Annotated in this window: 15 protein-coding genes; 8 read left to right on the top strand and 7 right to left on the bottom strand. The window is 65.8% G+C overall.

The window, feature by feature from the left end; genetic code table 11:
* Positions 1-90 precede the first annotated feature (90 nt).
* The 5 genes from paaB to QXZ94_RS02830 all read right to left on the bottom strand — a co-directional run bounded on the left by paaB (position 91) and on the right by QXZ94_RS02830 (position 3,852).
* Positions 91-378 carry a 1,2-phenylacetyl-CoA epoxidase subunit PaaB gene (gene paaB / locus QXZ94_RS02850; protein ID WP_315719146.1) on the bottom strand — a complete coding sequence of 96 codons (288 nt, stop codon included), beginning with the start codon at positions 376-378 and terminating at the stop codon, positions 91-93.
* 15 nt (positions 379-393) lie between these two features.
* Complete coding sequence (gene paaA, locus QXZ94_RS02845; RefSeq protein ID WP_315719145.1) at positions 394-1,383, bottom strand: 1,2-phenylacetyl-CoA epoxidase subunit PaaA; 990 nt, start codon at positions 1,381-1,383, stop codon at positions 394-396.
* Between the two features lie 78 nt (positions 1,384-1,461).
* On the bottom strand, positions 1,462-2,343 hold the full coding sequence (paaX, locus tag QXZ94_RS02840; protein ID WP_315719144.1) for a phenylacetic acid degradation operon negative regulatory protein PaaX: 882 nt from the start codon (positions 2,341-2,343) through the stop codon (positions 1,462-1,464).
* 93 nt (positions 2,344-2,436) lie between these two features.
* Entirely contained in the window at positions 2,437-2,913 is a 477-nt protein-coding gene (locus QXZ94_RS02835) for a phasin (RefSeq protein ID WP_315719143.1), read from the bottom strand.
* A gap of 138 nt (positions 2,914-3,051) precedes the next feature.
* Positions 3,052-3,852, bottom strand: coding sequence for a hypothetical protein (locus tag QXZ94_RS02830; RefSeq protein ID WP_315719142.1), 801 nt, complete (start codon positions 3,850-3,852; stop codon positions 3,052-3,054).
* 147 nt (positions 3,853-3,999) lie between these two features.
* On the opposite strand from QXZ94_RS02830, the gene QXZ94_RS02825 reads away from it, so the two are divergent.
* Positions 4,000-4,920, top strand: coding sequence for an alpha/beta hydrolase (locus tag QXZ94_RS02825; protein WP_315719141.1), 921 nt, complete (start codon positions 4,000-4,002; stop codon positions 4,918-4,920).
* A 272-nt stretch (positions 4,921-5,192) separates the two neighbouring features.
* Here the strand turns inward: QXZ94_RS02825 and QXZ94_RS02820 are convergent, their stop codons facing one another.
* Together QXZ94_RS02820 and QXZ94_RS02815 are read right to left on the bottom strand one after the other, a co-directional pair.
* Complete coding sequence (locus QXZ94_RS02820) at positions 5,193-6,197, bottom strand: alpha/beta hydrolase (protein ID WP_315719140.1); 1,005 nt, start codon at positions 6,195-6,197, stop codon at positions 5,193-5,195.
* A 133-nt stretch (positions 6,198-6,330) separates the two neighbouring features.
* Positions 6,331-6,591: a DUF6489 family protein gene (locus QXZ94_RS02815; protein ID WP_172111972.1), complete on the bottom strand. Its 261-nt coding sequence runs from the start codon at positions 6,589-6,591 to the stop codon at positions 6,331-6,333.
* Between the two features lie 554 nt (positions 6,592-7,145).
* Between QXZ94_RS02815 and QXZ94_RS02810 the strand changes: the two genes are divergently transcribed.
* From QXZ94_RS02810 to QXZ94_RS02780, 7 genes are all read left to right on the top strand, one after another.
* Positions 7,146-8,744 carry an ABC transporter substrate-binding protein gene (locus QXZ94_RS02810; protein WP_315719139.1) on the top strand — a complete coding sequence of 533 codons (1,599 nt, stop codon included), beginning with the start codon at positions 7,146-7,148 and terminating at the stop codon, positions 8,742-8,744.
* Between the two features lie 109 nt (positions 8,745-8,853).
* Entirely contained in the window at positions 8,854-9,834 is a 981-nt protein-coding gene (locus QXZ94_RS02805; RefSeq protein ID WP_315719138.1) for an ABC transporter permease, read from the top strand.
* A 2-nt stretch (positions 9,835-9,836) separates the two neighbouring features.
* Positions 9,837-10,805 (top strand): ABC transporter permease, encoded by a 969-nt coding sequence (locus QXZ94_RS02800; protein WP_315719137.1) that lies wholly within the window; start codon positions 9,837-9,839, stop codon positions 10,803-10,805.
* A 31-nt stretch (positions 10,806-10,836) separates the two neighbouring features.
* Entirely contained in the window at positions 10,837-11,820 is a 984-nt protein-coding gene (locus QXZ94_RS02795) for an ABC transporter ATP-binding protein (RefSeq protein WP_315719136.1), read from the top strand.
* A complete protein-coding gene (locus QXZ94_RS02790; RefSeq protein ID WP_315719135.1) occupies positions 11,817-12,824 on the top strand; it encodes an oligopeptide/dipeptide ABC transporter ATP-binding protein in 1,008 nt (335 codons plus the stop codon). The genes QXZ94_RS02795 and QXZ94_RS02790 overlap by 4 nt, the downstream gene beginning before the upstream one ends.
* A 163-nt stretch (positions 12,825-12,987) precedes the next feature.
* Positions 12,988-14,790 (top strand): gamma-glutamyltransferase family protein, encoded by a 1,803-nt coding sequence (locus QXZ94_RS02785; RefSeq protein WP_315719134.1) that lies wholly within the window; start codon positions 12,988-12,990, stop codon positions 14,788-14,790.
* Positions 14,791-14,799: 9 nt separating this feature from the next.
* Positions 14,800-15,510, top strand: a complete 711-nt coding sequence (locus QXZ94_RS02780) for a DUF1028 domain-containing protein (protein WP_315719133.1) — start codon at positions 14,800-14,802, stop codon at positions 15,508-15,510.
* The last annotated feature ends 84 nt before the right edge of the window (positions 15,511-15,594 follow it).

Raw genomic sequence — 15,594 nt, 5'->3', positions numbered from 1 at the left:
GGCGGGCGTCTCGAAGGATGGGCCATAAGCGATACCGGGCCTCATGGTTCGAGACGGCGCTACGCGCCTCCTCACCATGAGGAGTTGCACCTACATATGCCCGACTTCGTCCGGCACTTCATAGAACGTCGGGTGACGATAGATCTTCGATTCCGCCGGCTCGAACATCATGGCCTTGTCGGCGGGATCGGAGGCGGTAATCGCGCTCGACGGCACCACCCAGATCGACAGGCCTTCTCCGCGGCGGGTGTAGAGGTCGCGCGCGGCCTGCAGCGCCATGGTGGCGTCGGGCGCATGCAGCGAGCCGCAATGCTTGTGCGCGAGCCCGTTGCGGCTGCGGATGAAGACCTCCCACAACGGCGTGTTCGGCGTCGCCATTTCGCTCTCCCTGTCCTACTCGGCGGCCTGCGCCATCTGGCGCCGCGCGCGCTTCTCGGCATAGGCGGCCGCGGCCTCGCGCACCCAGGCGCCGTCGGCATGCGCCTTGCGACGCGCCGCGAGCCGATCACGGTTGCATGGGCCGTTGCCGGCGAGCACCTGCTTGAACTCGTTCCAGTCGATCGGGCCGTGCCGCCAATGGCCCTGCTCGTCCTGCTTCATCTCGGGATCGGGCATCGTCAGGCCGAGATACTGCGCCTGCGGGACGGTGGCATCGATGAACTTCTGGCGCAGCTCGTCATTCGAGAAGCGCTTGATCTTCCATTTGGTCGAGGTGTCGCTGTGCTGGCTTGCCTGATCGGGCGGGCCGAACATCATCAGCACCGGCCACCACCAGCGGTTCAGCGCGTCCTGCGCCATCGCCTTCTGCTCGGCCGTACCGTGGCAGAGCGTCAGCATGATCTCGTAGCCCTGGCGCTGGTGGAACGATTCTTCCTTGCAGACGCGGATCATCGCGCGCGCATACGGACCGTAGGAGCAGCGGCACAGCGGAATCTGGTTCATGATCGCGGCGCCGTCGACAAGCCAGCCGATCACGCCGATGTCAGCCCAGGTCAGGGTCGGGTAGTTGAAGATCGAGGAGTACTTCGCTTTGCCCGCCAGCATCGCGTCGACCAGCTCCTCGCGCGAGGCGCCGAGCGTCTCGGCGGCGGCGTAGAGGTAGAGCCCGTGGCCGCATTCGTCCTGGACCTTGGCGAGCAGCGCCGCCTTGCGGCGCAGGCTCGGCGCGCGCGTGATCCAGTTGCCCTCGGGCAGCATGCCGACGATTTCGGAATGGGCGTGCTGGGAAATCTGTCGGACCAGCGTCTTGCGGTAGGCCGCTGGCATCCAGTCGTTCGGCTCGATGCGCTCCTCGGCATCGATGCGCGCCTGAAACCGTTGGGCGCGCACGGCGTCCTCGGCGTGGCTGCCCTCCTCGGGCGAATTAAGCGCCTGCGTGTACATGCGGCGGCGTCCTCCCAGGACTTGGTTGCCGCCAACATATTACAAAATTCGAGTGATGCAATCGAATTCCGTAATATATCAGCGCGCCTCATCCTCGTCGGTGAACCGCCGCATCAGCGCCGCATCCGCCACCGGCAGCGGCCCGTCCTCGTTGGTCGCATGCGCGTCGAGCCAGCGCTCGGCACCGGTCAGCAGCAATCGATAGATCTCACCGCACAGCGCCCTCGCCTGCCGCCCCGGCCAGTTCCCGGGCAACAGCTCGGCCGGCAGCAGTGGATCGCGCAGCACGACGCGCCGATAGTGGTGGATCAGCAGGATCCGGGCGGTGAAGGCCTGGCCGTCGGTCAGCGCCTCGCCGCGTTCGATGCTGGCCTTGAGCGGCGCGAACGACGCGCTGAACTTGCGATAGGCCTCGGCCGTCCGCTCCAGCGCCCAGCTCTCGGCGACCAGCCGCCGCGCCATGTCGGAGCCCGCGGAGGCCTGCAGGCGGATCGCGCCCTCCACGGCATCGGGCACGGCAATGCTCGAGGGCGCCACGAACACGCCGGGCAGCGGGCTGCCGAAGCCGGCGTCGCGCAACGCGGTCCGGGCTTGCTCGCGGTCATCGGCGCTGCCGGTCAGTACCAGCTCGAAGCTGCCGTTCCATTCGGCCGGCGGCGAATCGTAGATGTGCCGGGTGGCGCCGGCAAAGGTCTGCTCGCCGCGCCGGGTCAGGCGATAGAAGCTGTTGCGGCCGCTCTTGGTGCGCTCGAACCAGCCCTCCGCGGTCAGCCGCGACATCGCCGTGCGGACGACGCTGCCGTCGATCGCGAGTCCCTCGAAGAAGGCGAGCAAGCTCCCCAGCCAGACGCTGCCACCGCGCGGCACGATGGCGTCTCCGAACACCGTGATGATCAGCGACCCCGTGCGCGAGGGCTCGCTCTTGAGCTGGCTGACGATGCGGGACAGCGACTGGGGCATGATCCCCGCTTTATCCGGTTTCGCCCGATCACAAAAGAAAAGGCCCGCGCGATGCGGGCCTTGAAGGTCGATCGACTGACGCTGTTGACGCGATCAGGCGGTCTTGTTGTAGGCCTTGGCCATGTTCTCCTGGGCGACCTTGGCACCCTCGGTGACGAGCTTGCCGACATACTCGCTGGTCGACTTCGCACGGGCCACCAGGGCCTCGCCGCGGGCACGGGCCAGCTCACCCTGGATCTGAACGGCTTCGCTGATCGACTTGGCGGACGCGAGCTTGTCCAGGCCGTCGAAGAACGCCTCGGTGTCCTGGTACAGCGCCTGCTGGATGTTGCGGCTGATCTTGCCGGCCTCGGTCACGCCGTCGAACACGGCGGTCTCGATCGCCGAGGTCACCTTCTCGGAGCCTGCGAGGGCCTCCGCAGCGCGCTCCTTGGCGGTCGACGCGGTCTTCTTGACGAACTCCCGCGCGGATTCCGGCACTTCCATGGTCTGCAGGTTCTTGAACGCGTCCGTCACCGGCGCAAAGGCATCCTTGACGGTATCGAACACGGTATTGGTCTCGGTGGTCATGGTCGTCTCCATCCTCGTCTGAGCTATGGCTCTCGCTCCGTCCCTAAGAAAACCGGAGTAACTCAACCATATCACAAAAATGGTGCACCGCAACAGTTATGTTGCAATGCACCATTGCGGGAGGATCGGGAATGCGGCTCAGCCGCCGCCGTGCTTCTTGTTGCGCGACTTGCCAGGGCGGACCGGCCCGGCGGCTCTGGAGGCGGCTTCGGCCGACGCTGGAGCCTCGGTCGCAGGAGGAACCTCGGCTACCTCAGACGCGACCTCGACCGCATGCTGGGTCTGCTTGACCAGCACATCGAGCGCGGACCGGATCTCGCGCAACCCCGCCTCGATCGAGGCCGTGGCTGCAGGTTCCCGCGTCTGCGCACCCTTCAGAAATTGGTCGAGCAGCGCCTTGATCTCGCTCAACTGGGGCGTGGGATCGACGGGTGGTTTCACTTCCGGCCGAGGGGCCTTGGATGCGGCAACAAGCTCGCCCAGCAAAGCCTTGATCTCGTGGAGTTCAGGGGTGACGTCCACCGGCGTCGGGGGGGCGGGCGGCGGGACCTTGGACGCCGCAACAAGCACGTCGAGCAAGCCCTTGATATCGTTCAGCTGGGGAACCAGGTCCGCAGCGGGCTTTTCTGCTGGGCGCGCCTTCGTCGCGGCCAGCAGCTCCTTCAGCAGCGCCCGCGTCTCCGCCAGTTCGCTCTCGATCGAGGTCAGCCGTTCGCTCAACGCCGTGAGCTGGCCACGGCTCGGCACGTTCATGCCGGCGAAATAGTTTTCCATCAGATCGGCCATGGGCTTCTGTCCGTTTCCAGAAGTTGCGGGATCATCGGAGGAGCTGGTCGCCGCGCCCATCGGGCGCAGCCGGGTGAAGGCCGTGAAGCTCTTCTGCATCTCCCCGACCATCTGCTGCCAGAATGCGATCGGGTCGCCGGATTTGTTCGCCATCGGCACGCTCCTTCAGACCAACACAAGACTCAAACACAACCTATCATAGCACGATCTCGCTGCGGTGCGGGAGGATCATGGGGCCGCTTCTCTCGGTCAACGGAACCATGCCATAGAGGATCCGTTGGCCTTGAACGAGGGAACACCGTGACTGCCATTGCTCATCAGCCGCCGCAGACCGTCCGCGCCAACGGTATCGACATCTGCTACGAGATCTTCGGTGATCCCGGCGCGCCCCCTCTGCTGCTGATCATGGGCCTGGGCGCGCAGATGATCATCTGGGACGACGAGTTCTGCGAACAGCTCGCGGCCCGCGGCTTCCGCGTCATCCGCTTCGACAATCGCGACATCGGCCAGTCGAGCAAGCTGCATGGCGGCCGCCGGCTGTCGCCGTTCGAGCTGCTCAAGCTGCGCTTCTTCCACATTCCGGTCTCCGCGCCCTACAAGATCCTGGACATGGCCAACGACACGGTCGGGCTGATGGACGCGCTCGACATCAAGTCGGCGCATCTCGTCGGCGCCTCGATGGGCGGCATGATCGCCCAGGAGATCGCGATCAGCTTTCCCCATCGCGTGCGGTCATTGACCTCGATCATGTCGACGACCGGGAACCCGCGCCTTCCCCCGCCGACCCGTGAGGTTGCGATGCTGCTGATGGCGCCGCCGCCCAAGACCAGGGACGAGTACATCAAGCGCTTCCAGAAGACCTGGAAAGCGCTGCGCGCCGGCTCCTTCCCCGAAGACGAGGCCCGCGACGCGGCGCTCGCCGAACGCTGCTTCGCCCGCGGCCTCAACCCCGCCGGCGTCGGCCGCCAGCTGCGCGCCATCCTCGCCTCCGGCAGCCGCAAGCCGCGGCTGCATCTGGTCACGGCGCCGACGCTCGTCATCCACGGCAAGCGCGACCCGCTGGTGCATCACGCAGCCGGTACGGATACCGCGGAATCGATCCCGAACGCCAAGCTGGTGATGATCGAGCGCATGGGCCACGCCATCCCCATCCCGACCTGGCCTGTGATCATCGCTGCCATCGCGGAGCACGCGCATGGTGCGAACGCGCAGGCGGCTTAGGACGGCAGCTCAGAGCCATCGCTGTCGCGCGGAAATAAGGTGTCGTCCCGGCGAACGCCGGGACCCATAACCACCGACCTTCGTGGTTGCGACGCGCTGTGGCACCAGCCCGCTTTCACGATCAGGGGCGGTGGATATGGATCCCGGATCTGCGCCCGCCGACGCGTTGCGTCGGCAGGCTTGTCCGGGACGACACCTGTTGCTGGGGCGCCGCTGTCGCTACGTCCACGACGGGCCTGCAGTTCAGGCGCCCCCGGCAGAACCGCCCCGCCCTATCCGAACCGCCGCCGGCGCCATTCGATCAGCTTGGCGCTGACCTCGGCCGGCTGCTCCTGCTGGGTCCAATGGCCGCTGTCGCGGACGAGGTGCTTTTCCAGATCAGGTACCAGCTTCTCCATGCCGTCGGCGGCCGAGGGCGGCAGCACGGCATCGTTCTCCGCCATGATCATCAGCGACGGCACCCGCACCGTATGGTCGAGCCCTTCCGAGCGCTGCCAGTTGCGGGTCATGTTGCGATACCAATTGATCCCGCCGGTGAAGCCGGTGCGCGAGAATGTCTCGACGAACACGCGCTTCTCCTCGTCCGAGAGAATCGGCTGCCGCACGTCCTTGGCGGCGTCATAGGCCGCGATCATCTGCGGGAACGCCAGGTTGAGCGAGGGCGATGCAGCGATTCCACCGGCCGGCGGCTCGGTCGACGGCGCATCGTTGCGCGGCAGCGGCTTGCGCATGAAGGCGTCGAAGGTCTGCTCCACCCGCGAACCGAAGATCCGATCGGGCTCGCGCGCGGGGTCCTGGAACTGCACGATGTACATCGTGTCGCCGAAGCGCTTGCGCATGATCGCGATCGGATCGGCGGGCGCACGCGGCAGATGCGGCGTGTTGATGCCGACCACGCCGGCGACACGGTCGAGATGACGCAGCGGCATCTGCCAGACGACGAACCCGCCCCAGTCATGGCCGACGAAGATCGCCTTGTCGATTCCGAGATGATCCAGCAGACCGACGAGGTCGCCGGTGAGATGCTCGAGATCATAGGCCTCGACCGGCTCCGGCCGGTCGGTGGCCCCGTAGCCGCGCTGGTCCGGCGCGATGACGCGGATCCCGGCCTCCGCGAGCGCCTTGATCTGATGCCGCCACGAGAACGCCAATTCCGGCCAGCCGTGGCAGAGGATCATGGGCGGCCGGTCGGTTGCGGGACCGGCCTCGTAGTACCCCATGCGAATGCCATTGGTCATCGCAAACTGCAGCGGCGGCATCCCAGCCGGATCGGTCATGCGTCCTCCCTGAAGCTGCTGCGCCGGCCTTTGCTGGCCGGTCGCGGGCCTCGGTCTGGAGCAGGCTCCAGGCCGGACGTGCAGGCGTCTCGCTGTTCCGTTGGTTCCGCGCAGCGAAATCGATCGGCCGTGATCAGGCCGATTTCTTGTCGCTCGAGCGGCTGCCGCCCAGGCCGGTCATGGTCAGCATCAGGTCCTGAAACCGCTCGGCCAGGCGCGGATCGAAGGTGAACCAGCTCTGCATGATCGCTTCAGGGGTCAGCTTGTCGATATTGCTGGTCATCTGATGCTGAAGCCGGTCCATCACCGCGGCCTGCATCGGGCCGACGTCGGGAAGTCCGAAAAACTGCCGTGCCTCGAGCGGTGTGCAATCGATCTCGATGTTGACTTTCATGTCCGCTCCGCGCTGTTCGAACCATTCGCCGCCGCCTCCAGCAGGATCCCGCTCACATGGGACGCCCTCCGGGACTCTCGGCGGAGAGCGGCACAGTATCACCGCTTGCCGCCCTCTCTAGCAAGCGGCGCGTTGCTGCAGGTGCGCAATTCCCGGGACATGGTCAATCCCAGCCCGGGGCGGCCGAATGCGACGGTCGAGTCCCGCGTGCGCTGCACATCCAGGGCTCGGGGACTAACCATATCGTTTAGGCTTAAACAAACTGCACTTGTGTGCCGCCGCCGAATTCTGGCAACATCGTCAGATCGACGTGCCGCGGGTCCTCCAGCGCACCGCCAAGCCGAAGCCTTCGAACGGCCAAGGCTTCGGTACAAGGCTTCGGGATCAGTCATTCCGGCGCGGCATCAGACTTGCAAGCACATCGCTCGGCGTCCTGTTGCTTCTTGAAGTTCGTGCAAGAGGCGCCTCTGACATCACGAACTTCGAAGCAAGGCCGGCCGGATCAAATCGCGCCTGCCGAGAAAACAAGCGTCAAACGCGGAGAATTTGAACATATGTCGGGACGCAAATCCCTGCTCATCGCGGCGGCCGTCGCATTCGTCGGCCTTGCCGGGCTGCCGGCCTCGGCCCAGACCCTGCGCTATGCCAACCAGGGCACCCTGAAGTCGCTCGATCCCTACACCTTCAAGGAATCGACCACGATTGCGCACCATGCCCACATCTATGAAGGACTGACCGCGCGCGACAAGGATCTCAAGATCATCCCCGCGCTGGCTGAAAGCTGGGAGACGCCCGAGCCAACTCGCTGGCGCTTCCATCTGCGCAAGGGCGTCAAGTTCCACAATGGCGAACCCTTCACCGCTGACGACGTGATCTTCTCCGCCGAGCGCGTCCGCGCCACCGGCTCGAACTTCCTCTCCAACGTCCCGCCAGACGCAAAATTCATCAAGGTCGACGACTATACGGTCGACGTGAAGCTCGATGCGCCCAATCCCATCCTGATCTCGCAGTGGGACACGTGGTACATCATGAGCAAGAAGTGGTGCGAGGAGAACAACTCCGTCGCGCCGACGCCGGTGTCGGCAACCACGCCGAGCTACGCCGCGCTGCACGAGAACGGCACCGGCCCCTTCATCATCGAGAGCCATCAGCCCGGCGTGAAGACCGTGTTCAAGGTCAATCCGAACTGGTGGGGCAAGCCCGAGCATAATCTGAAGGAGATCGTGTTCACCACCATCTCCTCCGACGCCACGCGCGTCGCGGCGCTGCTGTCCGGAGAGGTCGACATCATCGAGCCGGTTCCCGTGCAGGACATCGGCCGCGTCGATTCCAGCCCGAACGCACAGGTCCTGAAGGGACCGGAGCTGCGCACGATCTTCCTTGGCATGGACCAGAACCGCGACGAGTTGCTCTACTCCAGCGTCAAGGGCAAGAACCCGTTCAAGGACGTCCGCGTCCGCGAGGCCTTCTACAAGGCTGTTGACGTCGAGCTGATCAAGACGCGCGTCATGCGCGGCCTGTCGACGCCGTCGGCATTGATGATCGCGCCGGAGCTGTTCCCGCTGTCGAAGGAGTTCACACGGCCCAAATTCGATCCGGACGCAGCCAAGAAGCTCTTGACCGAGGCTGGCTATCCGGATGGCTTCGAGGTCGGAATGGACTGCCCGAACGATCGCTACGTCAACGACGCGGCGATCTGCCAGGCCGTGGTCGGCATGCTCGCCCGCATCGGCGTCAAGGTGAACCTGAACGCCCAGCCGAAGGCGCAGTATTTCGCCAAGGTGCTGAAGCCCGGCGGCTACAACACCTCGTTCTTCCTGCTCGGCTGGACGCCGTCCTCGATGGACCCGCACAACGTGCTGCACGACATCATGGGCTGCCGCGAGGACCCGAAGGATCCGACCCGCGGTGAAGCCAATCTCGGCAACTATTGCAACAAGGAGCTGGACGCGCTCACCGACAAGGTCCTGGTCGAGACCGACACCGCCAAGCGCAACCAGATGATCAAGCAGGCCTTCGAGATCGGCATCAAGGACTACGGCTACATTCCGCTGCATCAGCAGGCCGTGGCCTGGGGCGTGTCGAAGAAGGTGAAGATCCCGCTGCGCGCCGACAACGCCGTGCTGCTGTTCCTCGCCACCAAGACCGAGTAGTTCGCCAGACGACCACGAGTCCCGGAAAGCAGAACTGCTTTTCGGGACTTTTCATTTCCAGCGGCAGGTGCTACCCGCCGCCGCGTCTTTCAAGTCCAGAAGGGATCAGATGCTCGCCTTCGCGCTTCGCCGAGCGATCCAGGCCATCGGCGTGATGATCGCCGTCGGAATCATCTCGTTCGCCATGTTCCGCTTCGCCGGCGATCCGGTGAACCAGCTGGTCGCCATCGATGCCTCGGCCGCGGAGCGTGCCAGCATCCGCGAATCCCTGGGTCTGGACGATCCTTTCATCGTGCAGTTCGGCCGCTATCTCTACAATGCGGCCCAGTTCAAGTTCGGCGTGTCCTACCAGTTCCGGCAGCCGGTCTCGGATCTGCTCAAGGAGCGGATGCCCGCGACGCTGGAGCTTGCGATCTGCGCGACCATCCTGTCGCTGTTCTTCGGCATCCTGATGGGCGTGTTCTCCGCGCTGCGCCGCGACTCCCTGATGGCCAAGCTGTTCCAGATGGTGTCCCTGATCGGCATCTCCCTGCCGACGTTCCTGATCGGCATCCTGCTGATCTATTTGTTCTCGGTCACGCTGGGCTGGCTGCCCTCGTTCGGCCGCGGCGACGTCGTGAAGCTCGGCTGGTGGTCATCAGGCCTGTTCACCCTGTCCGGCTGGAAGGCGCTGATCATGCCCTCGATCACGCTCGGCCTGTTCCAGATGACCCTGATCATGCGCCTCGTCCGCGCCGAGATGCTCGAGGTGCTGCGCACCGACTACATCCGCTTCGCCCGCGCCCGCGGCCTCACCACCCGCGCCATCCATTTCGGCCACGCCCTGCGCAACACGCTGGTTCCGGTCATCACCGTGGTCGGCCTGCAGTTCGGCTCCGTCATCGCGTTCTCGATCATCACCGAGCAGGTGTTCCAATGGCCGGGCATGGGTCTGCTGTTCGTGCAGGCCGTGCAGAACGTCGACATCCCGATCATGGCGGCCTACCTGATGATGGTGTCGCTGATCTTCGTCACCATCAATCTCGTGGTTGATATCCTCTACACCGTGGTCGATCCGCGCCTGCGCACGACCATCAGCCGTCCGGCCTGATCATGAGCGACGCCGCCGTCCCCCACCCCGCTCCCGTCGAGGCGCCACGCGCAGCCCCCGATGGCTGGCTCAAGCGCGCGCTCGCCAGCGACCTGTTCTATTCGTTCCGCCGCTCCAAGCTCACGGTGGTCGCGGCCGTCATCACGCTGCTGTTCTTCCTGCTCGCGATCTTCGCGCCGCTGCTGTCGCCGCAGAACCCGTTCGATCCGGCGCAGTTGCAGCTGTTGAACTCGCGGATCTCGCCGCTGTGGACCGCCGACGGCCAGAGCCCGTTCCTGCTCGGCACCGACGAGCAGGGCCGCGACGTGCTCTCGGCCATCCTCTACGGCCTGCGCATCTCGCTGATCGTCGGCATCCTCGGCGTGCTGTTCTCCGGTGCCCTCGGCATCGCGCTCGGCCTGATCGCCGGCTATTTCGGCGGCCGCGTCGATACCGTGATCATGCGTATCGCCGACGTCCAGCTCACCTTCCCGCCGATCCTGATCGCGCTTCTGGTCAACGGCATCGCCAAGTCGGTCTCCGGCAATCGCCTGGACTGGCTGAGCATGCTGATCGTTCTGGTGCTGGCCATTGGCCTCTCCTTCTGGGTGCAATATGCGCGCACGGTGCGCAGCTCCGTGATGGTCGAGAAGAACAAGGACTATGTCGCCGCCGCGCAACTAATCGGCCTGCCCGCGCCCGTGATCATGCTGCGCCACGTGCTGCCCAACACGACGGGTCCGGTGCTGGTCATCGCCACCATCAATCTGGCGCTCGCCATCATCACCGAGGCCACCTTGTCGTTCCTCGGTTCAGGCATGCCGGAGACGATGCCCTCGCTCGGAACCCTGATCCGGATCGGCAACAATTATCTGTTCGCCGGCGAATGGTGGATCGTCGCCTTCCCCGGCATCGCGCTCGCGGGACTGATCCTCGCGATCAACCTGCTCGGCGACTGGCTGCGCGACGCGCTCAACCCGAAACTGCGATGACCCTGCTCCTGCGTATGAAGGTCTCAACCTCATGACCGCCCCCGTTCTGTCCGTGCGCAATCTGCAGGTCGAGTTCGAGACCAGGCGCGGCACCCTGCGCGCGATCGACGGCGTCTCCTACGACATCGCCAAGGGCGAGGTGCTCGGCGTCGTCGGCGAATCCGGCGCCGGCAAGTCGGTCACCGGCTTGGCCGTGATCGGCCTGATCGACCGCCCCGGCCGCATTTCCGGCGGCGAGATCCTGCTGTCCGGCCTGCGCATCGACAACCTCCCGCCGGAGGAGATGCGCAAGGTGCGCGGCAAGCGCATCGGGATGATCTTCCAGGACCCGCTGACCTCGCTCAATCCGCTGTACCGCGTCGGCGACCAGATCATCGAGACCATCAAGACCCACACCAATCTCACCGACCAGCAGGCGCGCAAGCGCGCCATCGACCTGCTTGCCGAGGTCGGCATCCCCGCGCCCGAGAAGCGCATCGACGGCTATCCACACGAATTCTCCGGCGGCATGCGCCAGCGCGTCGTGATCGCGCTCGCGCTCTGCGCCGAGCCGGAGCTGATCATCGCCGACGAGCCGACCACCGCGCTCGACGTCTCCGTGCAGGCGCAGATCATCTCGCTGATCAAGCGGCTCGGCCGCGATCACGGCACCGCCGTGATGCTGGTGACCCACGACATGGGCGTGATCGCCGAGACCTGCGACCGCGTCGCCGTAATGTATGCCGGCCGAGTCGCCGAGATCGGCCCGGTGCAGGAGGTGATCAAGAACCCGCTGCATCCCTACGCAAAGGGCCTGATGGGCGCGATCCCGACGCTCGCCGGCGAGGACAAGCGCCTGGTGCAAATCCCGGGCTCGATGCCGCGGCTGTCGGCGATCCCACCGGGCTGCTCGTTCAATCCGCGCTGCAACGCCGCCTTCGACCGCTGCCGCATCGACCGGCCAGAGCCGCTGCGCCAGGGTACCCAGGCGGTCGCCTGCCATCTGTATGATCGCGCGACGGAGACCGCGGCATGAGCGATTTCGTCGAGGTCAAGGATCTCCGCCGGGTGTTCGATGTCTCGAAGCCCTGGCTCAACCGCGTCATCGAGCGCCAGCCGCAGGAGTTTTTGAAGGCGGTTGACGGCGTCAGCTTCGGCATCCGGAAGGGTGAGACGTTCGCGCTGGTCGGCGAGTCCGGCTCCGGCAAGACCACGGTGGCGCGCATGGTGGTCGGGCTGCTGGCGCCGACCTCCGGCGAGGTCATCATCGACGGCGTGTCGATGAGCGAGGCGCGTCAGGCGCAGGTCCGGCGCAAGCTGCGCCGGCGCATCCAGATGGTGTTTCAGGATCCCTACGCCAGCCTCAACCCGCGCTTCCGCGTCGATTCCATCATCGCCGAGCCGATCCGCGCCTTCAACGTCATCGAGGGCGAACGCCAGATCAAGGATCGCGTCGGCGAGCTGCTGACCCTGGTCGGCCTGCATCCCGACGACGGCCAGAAGTTTCCGCACGAATTCTCCGGCGGCCAGCGCCAGCGCATCGCGATCGCGCGTGCGCTCGCCTCGGAGGCCGAGTTCATCGTCTGCGACGAGCCGACCTCGGCGCTCGACGTCTCCGTGCAGGCGCAGATCCTCAATCTGATGCGCGATCTGCAGGACAAGTTCGGTCTCACCTACCTGTTCATCAGCCACAATCTCGCGGTCGTCCGCCACATGGCGAGCCGCATCGGCGTGATGTATCTCGGCCGCATCGTCGAAATCGCGGAAGGGCGCCAGCTCTTCAACGATCCGCGCATGCCCTATACCAAGATGCTGCTCGGCGCGGTGCCGGATCTGTCGATGTCCGGCCGCCAGCGCATCCCGGTGAAGGGCGAGATCCCCAACCCGATCAATCCGCCGTCCGGCTGCACGTTCAATCCGCGTTGTCCGCTCGCGTTCGATCTGTGCCGGCAGAAGTCGCCGGAGCTGATCGGCGGCGTCGCCTGCCATGCAGTGAACCAGCCGGCAGCGACGGCCGTTTCGACCGCATCGGTTGCGTGAAGCGAACTCTGAATGAAGTCGTCATTGCGAGGAGCAAAGCGACGACGTGTCCGCCGAAGCCCATCGGGCGAAGGCGGAAGCAATCCAGGGGCGTCATCCTGGGCCCTGGATTTTCGCTATCGCTCGCAATGACTACCACTAACTACACAGATCAAAGGGCGCCATGAGCTTCATCAATCCCGATCCCTTCACGACCCGCCCGGAGATCGACGGCACCTTCGGCGTCGTCACCTCCACGCACTGGCTCGCCACCGCCGTCGGCATGGCGATGCTGGAGCGCGGCGGCAACGCCTTCGACGCCGGTGTCGCGGCCGCCTTCACCTTGCAGGTGGTCGAGCCGCATCTCAACGGCCCCGGCGGCGACGTGCCGATCATCCTGCACGACGTGAAGCGCGGGCGCACCGAGGTGATCTGTGGCCAGGGACCTGCACCGGCTGGCGCCACCATCGCGCACTACAAGCGCGAAGGGCTCGACATGGTGCCCGGCACCGGACTGCTCGCGGCCTGCGTTCCCGGCACCTTCGACTCCTGGATGATGCTGCTGCGCGACTACGGCACGATGCGGCTGCGCGACGTGCTGGAGCCGGCGATTTCCTACGCCCGCGACGGCTATCCACTGGTCGAGCGCGTCTCGGCAACGATCCAGACCGTCGAACAGTTGTTCAAGACGCATTGGCCGACTTCGGCCGCGCTCTATCTGCCGAACGGCGAGGTGCCGCGTCCGGGCACGCTGTTCACCAATCCCAAGCTGGCCGAGACCTATGCGCGCATCCTCAGCGAAGCCGAGAGCGCCGGGGAGAATCGCGATGCGCAGATCGAGCGCGCGCGCAAGGCGTGGTCGCAGGGCTTCGTCGCCGAAGCGATCGACCGCTTCTGCCGGACTCAGGAGGTCATGGACGTCTCGGGATCCCGCCACAAGGGCGTGCTGACGGCCGACGACATGGCGCGCTGGCAGCCGACCATCGAGGCGCCGCTGACCTATCAGTACGGCCGCTACACCGTGTGCAAGGCCGGCGTCTGGAGCCAGGGCCCGGTGCTGTTGCAGCAGCTCGCGCTGCTCAAGGGCTTTGCGCTCGACGGCCTCGATCCGACCGGACCCGATTTCATCCATTGGCAGATCGAAGCTGCGAAGCTGGCGTTCGCCGATCGCGAGGCGTTCTACGGCGATCCGAACTTCGCCGACATCCCGATCGAGACGCTGCTGTCGGATGCCTACAACGACGAGCGGCGCAAGCTGATCACCGACAAGGCCTCGCTGGAGCTGCGCCCCGGCAAGCTCGACGGCTACGGCGCCGAGGTGAAGCTGCGCGAGGCGCAAGGCAATCGCGAGGCCGTCGGCGCGATGGGCTCGGGCGAGCCGACCGTCGGCCGCTTCGGCGAGGTGCGCGGCGACACCGTGCATTTCGACATCATCGACCGCGACGGCAACATGATCTCGGCGACGCCCTCCGGCGGCTGGCTGCAATCCTCGCCCGTCATCCCCGAACTCGGCTTCTGCCTCGGCACGCGCGCGCAGATGTTCTGGCTGGAAGAAAATCATCCGGCGGCGCTGGTGCCGGGCAAGCGGCCGCGCACGACCTTGTCGCCGACCATGGCGCTGCGCGACGGCGAGCCCTACGTCGCCTGGGGCTCGCCCGGCGGCGACCAGCAGGACCAGTGGAACACGCAGTTCTTCCTGCGCCACGTCCATGCCGGCATGAACCTGCAGGAATCGATCGACGCGCCCGCTTGGCACTCCGAGCATTTCCCGATTTCGTTCTGGCCGCGCACCGCGCGCCCCGGCGTGCTGGTGGTCGAGGGCCGCGTGCCGAAGGCGACCGTCGAAGAGTTGCGTCGCCGCGGCCATGTCGTCGAGGTCGGCCCTGACTGGTCGGAAGGTCGTCTCACCGCCGCCTCGCGCGTCGGCCGCCGCCGCCGCGCCGCCGCCAATCCTAGGGGCATGCAGGGCTACGCCGCGGGACGCTGAGGGCCGACGATGACCTGGTCGATCATTGCCAAGGACGACACCACCGGCCGGATCGGCATCGCTGTCGCCACCCGCTTCTTCGCCGTCGGCGCACGCGTGCCGTTCATCGTCGCCGGCCGCGGCGGCATCGCCACGCAGGCGCTGGTCAATCCGTACTACGGCATCGACGGCGCGACGCTGCTGCGGGACGGCCGCCATCCGCGCGAGATTGTGCAATCGTTGATCGCGGCCGATCCCGGCCGCGAGAGCCGGCAGGTCCACATCCTGGATCTCAACGGCCAGATCGCCGCCCATACCGGCCGCGACTGCATCGACTGGTGCGGCCATCTCGAAGGCCAGGGGTTTTCGATCGCCGGCAACATGCTGGCCGGCCCGCAGGTGCTGAACGAAACGGCAAACGCGTTTCTCGCCCACAGTACTCTACCCTTCGCCCAGCGCCTGATCGCGGCGATGAAGGCCGGCGAAGCCGCCGGCGGCGACAAGCGCGGCAAGCAGTCGGCCGCACTGCTCGTGCACGGCAAGGACGAATGGTCGGAGCTCGATCTGCGTGTCGATGATCATCCCGATCCACTGGCTGAGTTGGAACGCCTGGAGAACGTGAGCCGCAGGCATTGGGCCGTGTTCCGGCAGTTCATGCCGACGCGCGAGAACCCGGCCGGCGTCACTGATCGCGCGACGATCGATGCCGGCATCGCGGCGGCGCTCGCGAACCCGACTTGAGTTCCGGAAGGACCGCCTCTGACCGGGGTTGGTATGGATGGTGCAACGACACTGGCTGCATTTCGTAGGGGACTTCGTATGCTG

Origin of the sequence: Bradyrhizobium sp. SZCCHNS2022 (assembly GCF_032377575.1) — a bacterium.
GTDB lineage: Bacteria > Pseudomonadota > Alphaproteobacteria > Rhizobiales > Xanthobacteraceae > Bradyrhizobium > Bradyrhizobium aeschynomenes.
This window is presented reverse-complemented; position numbering and strand designations above follow the sequence as displayed.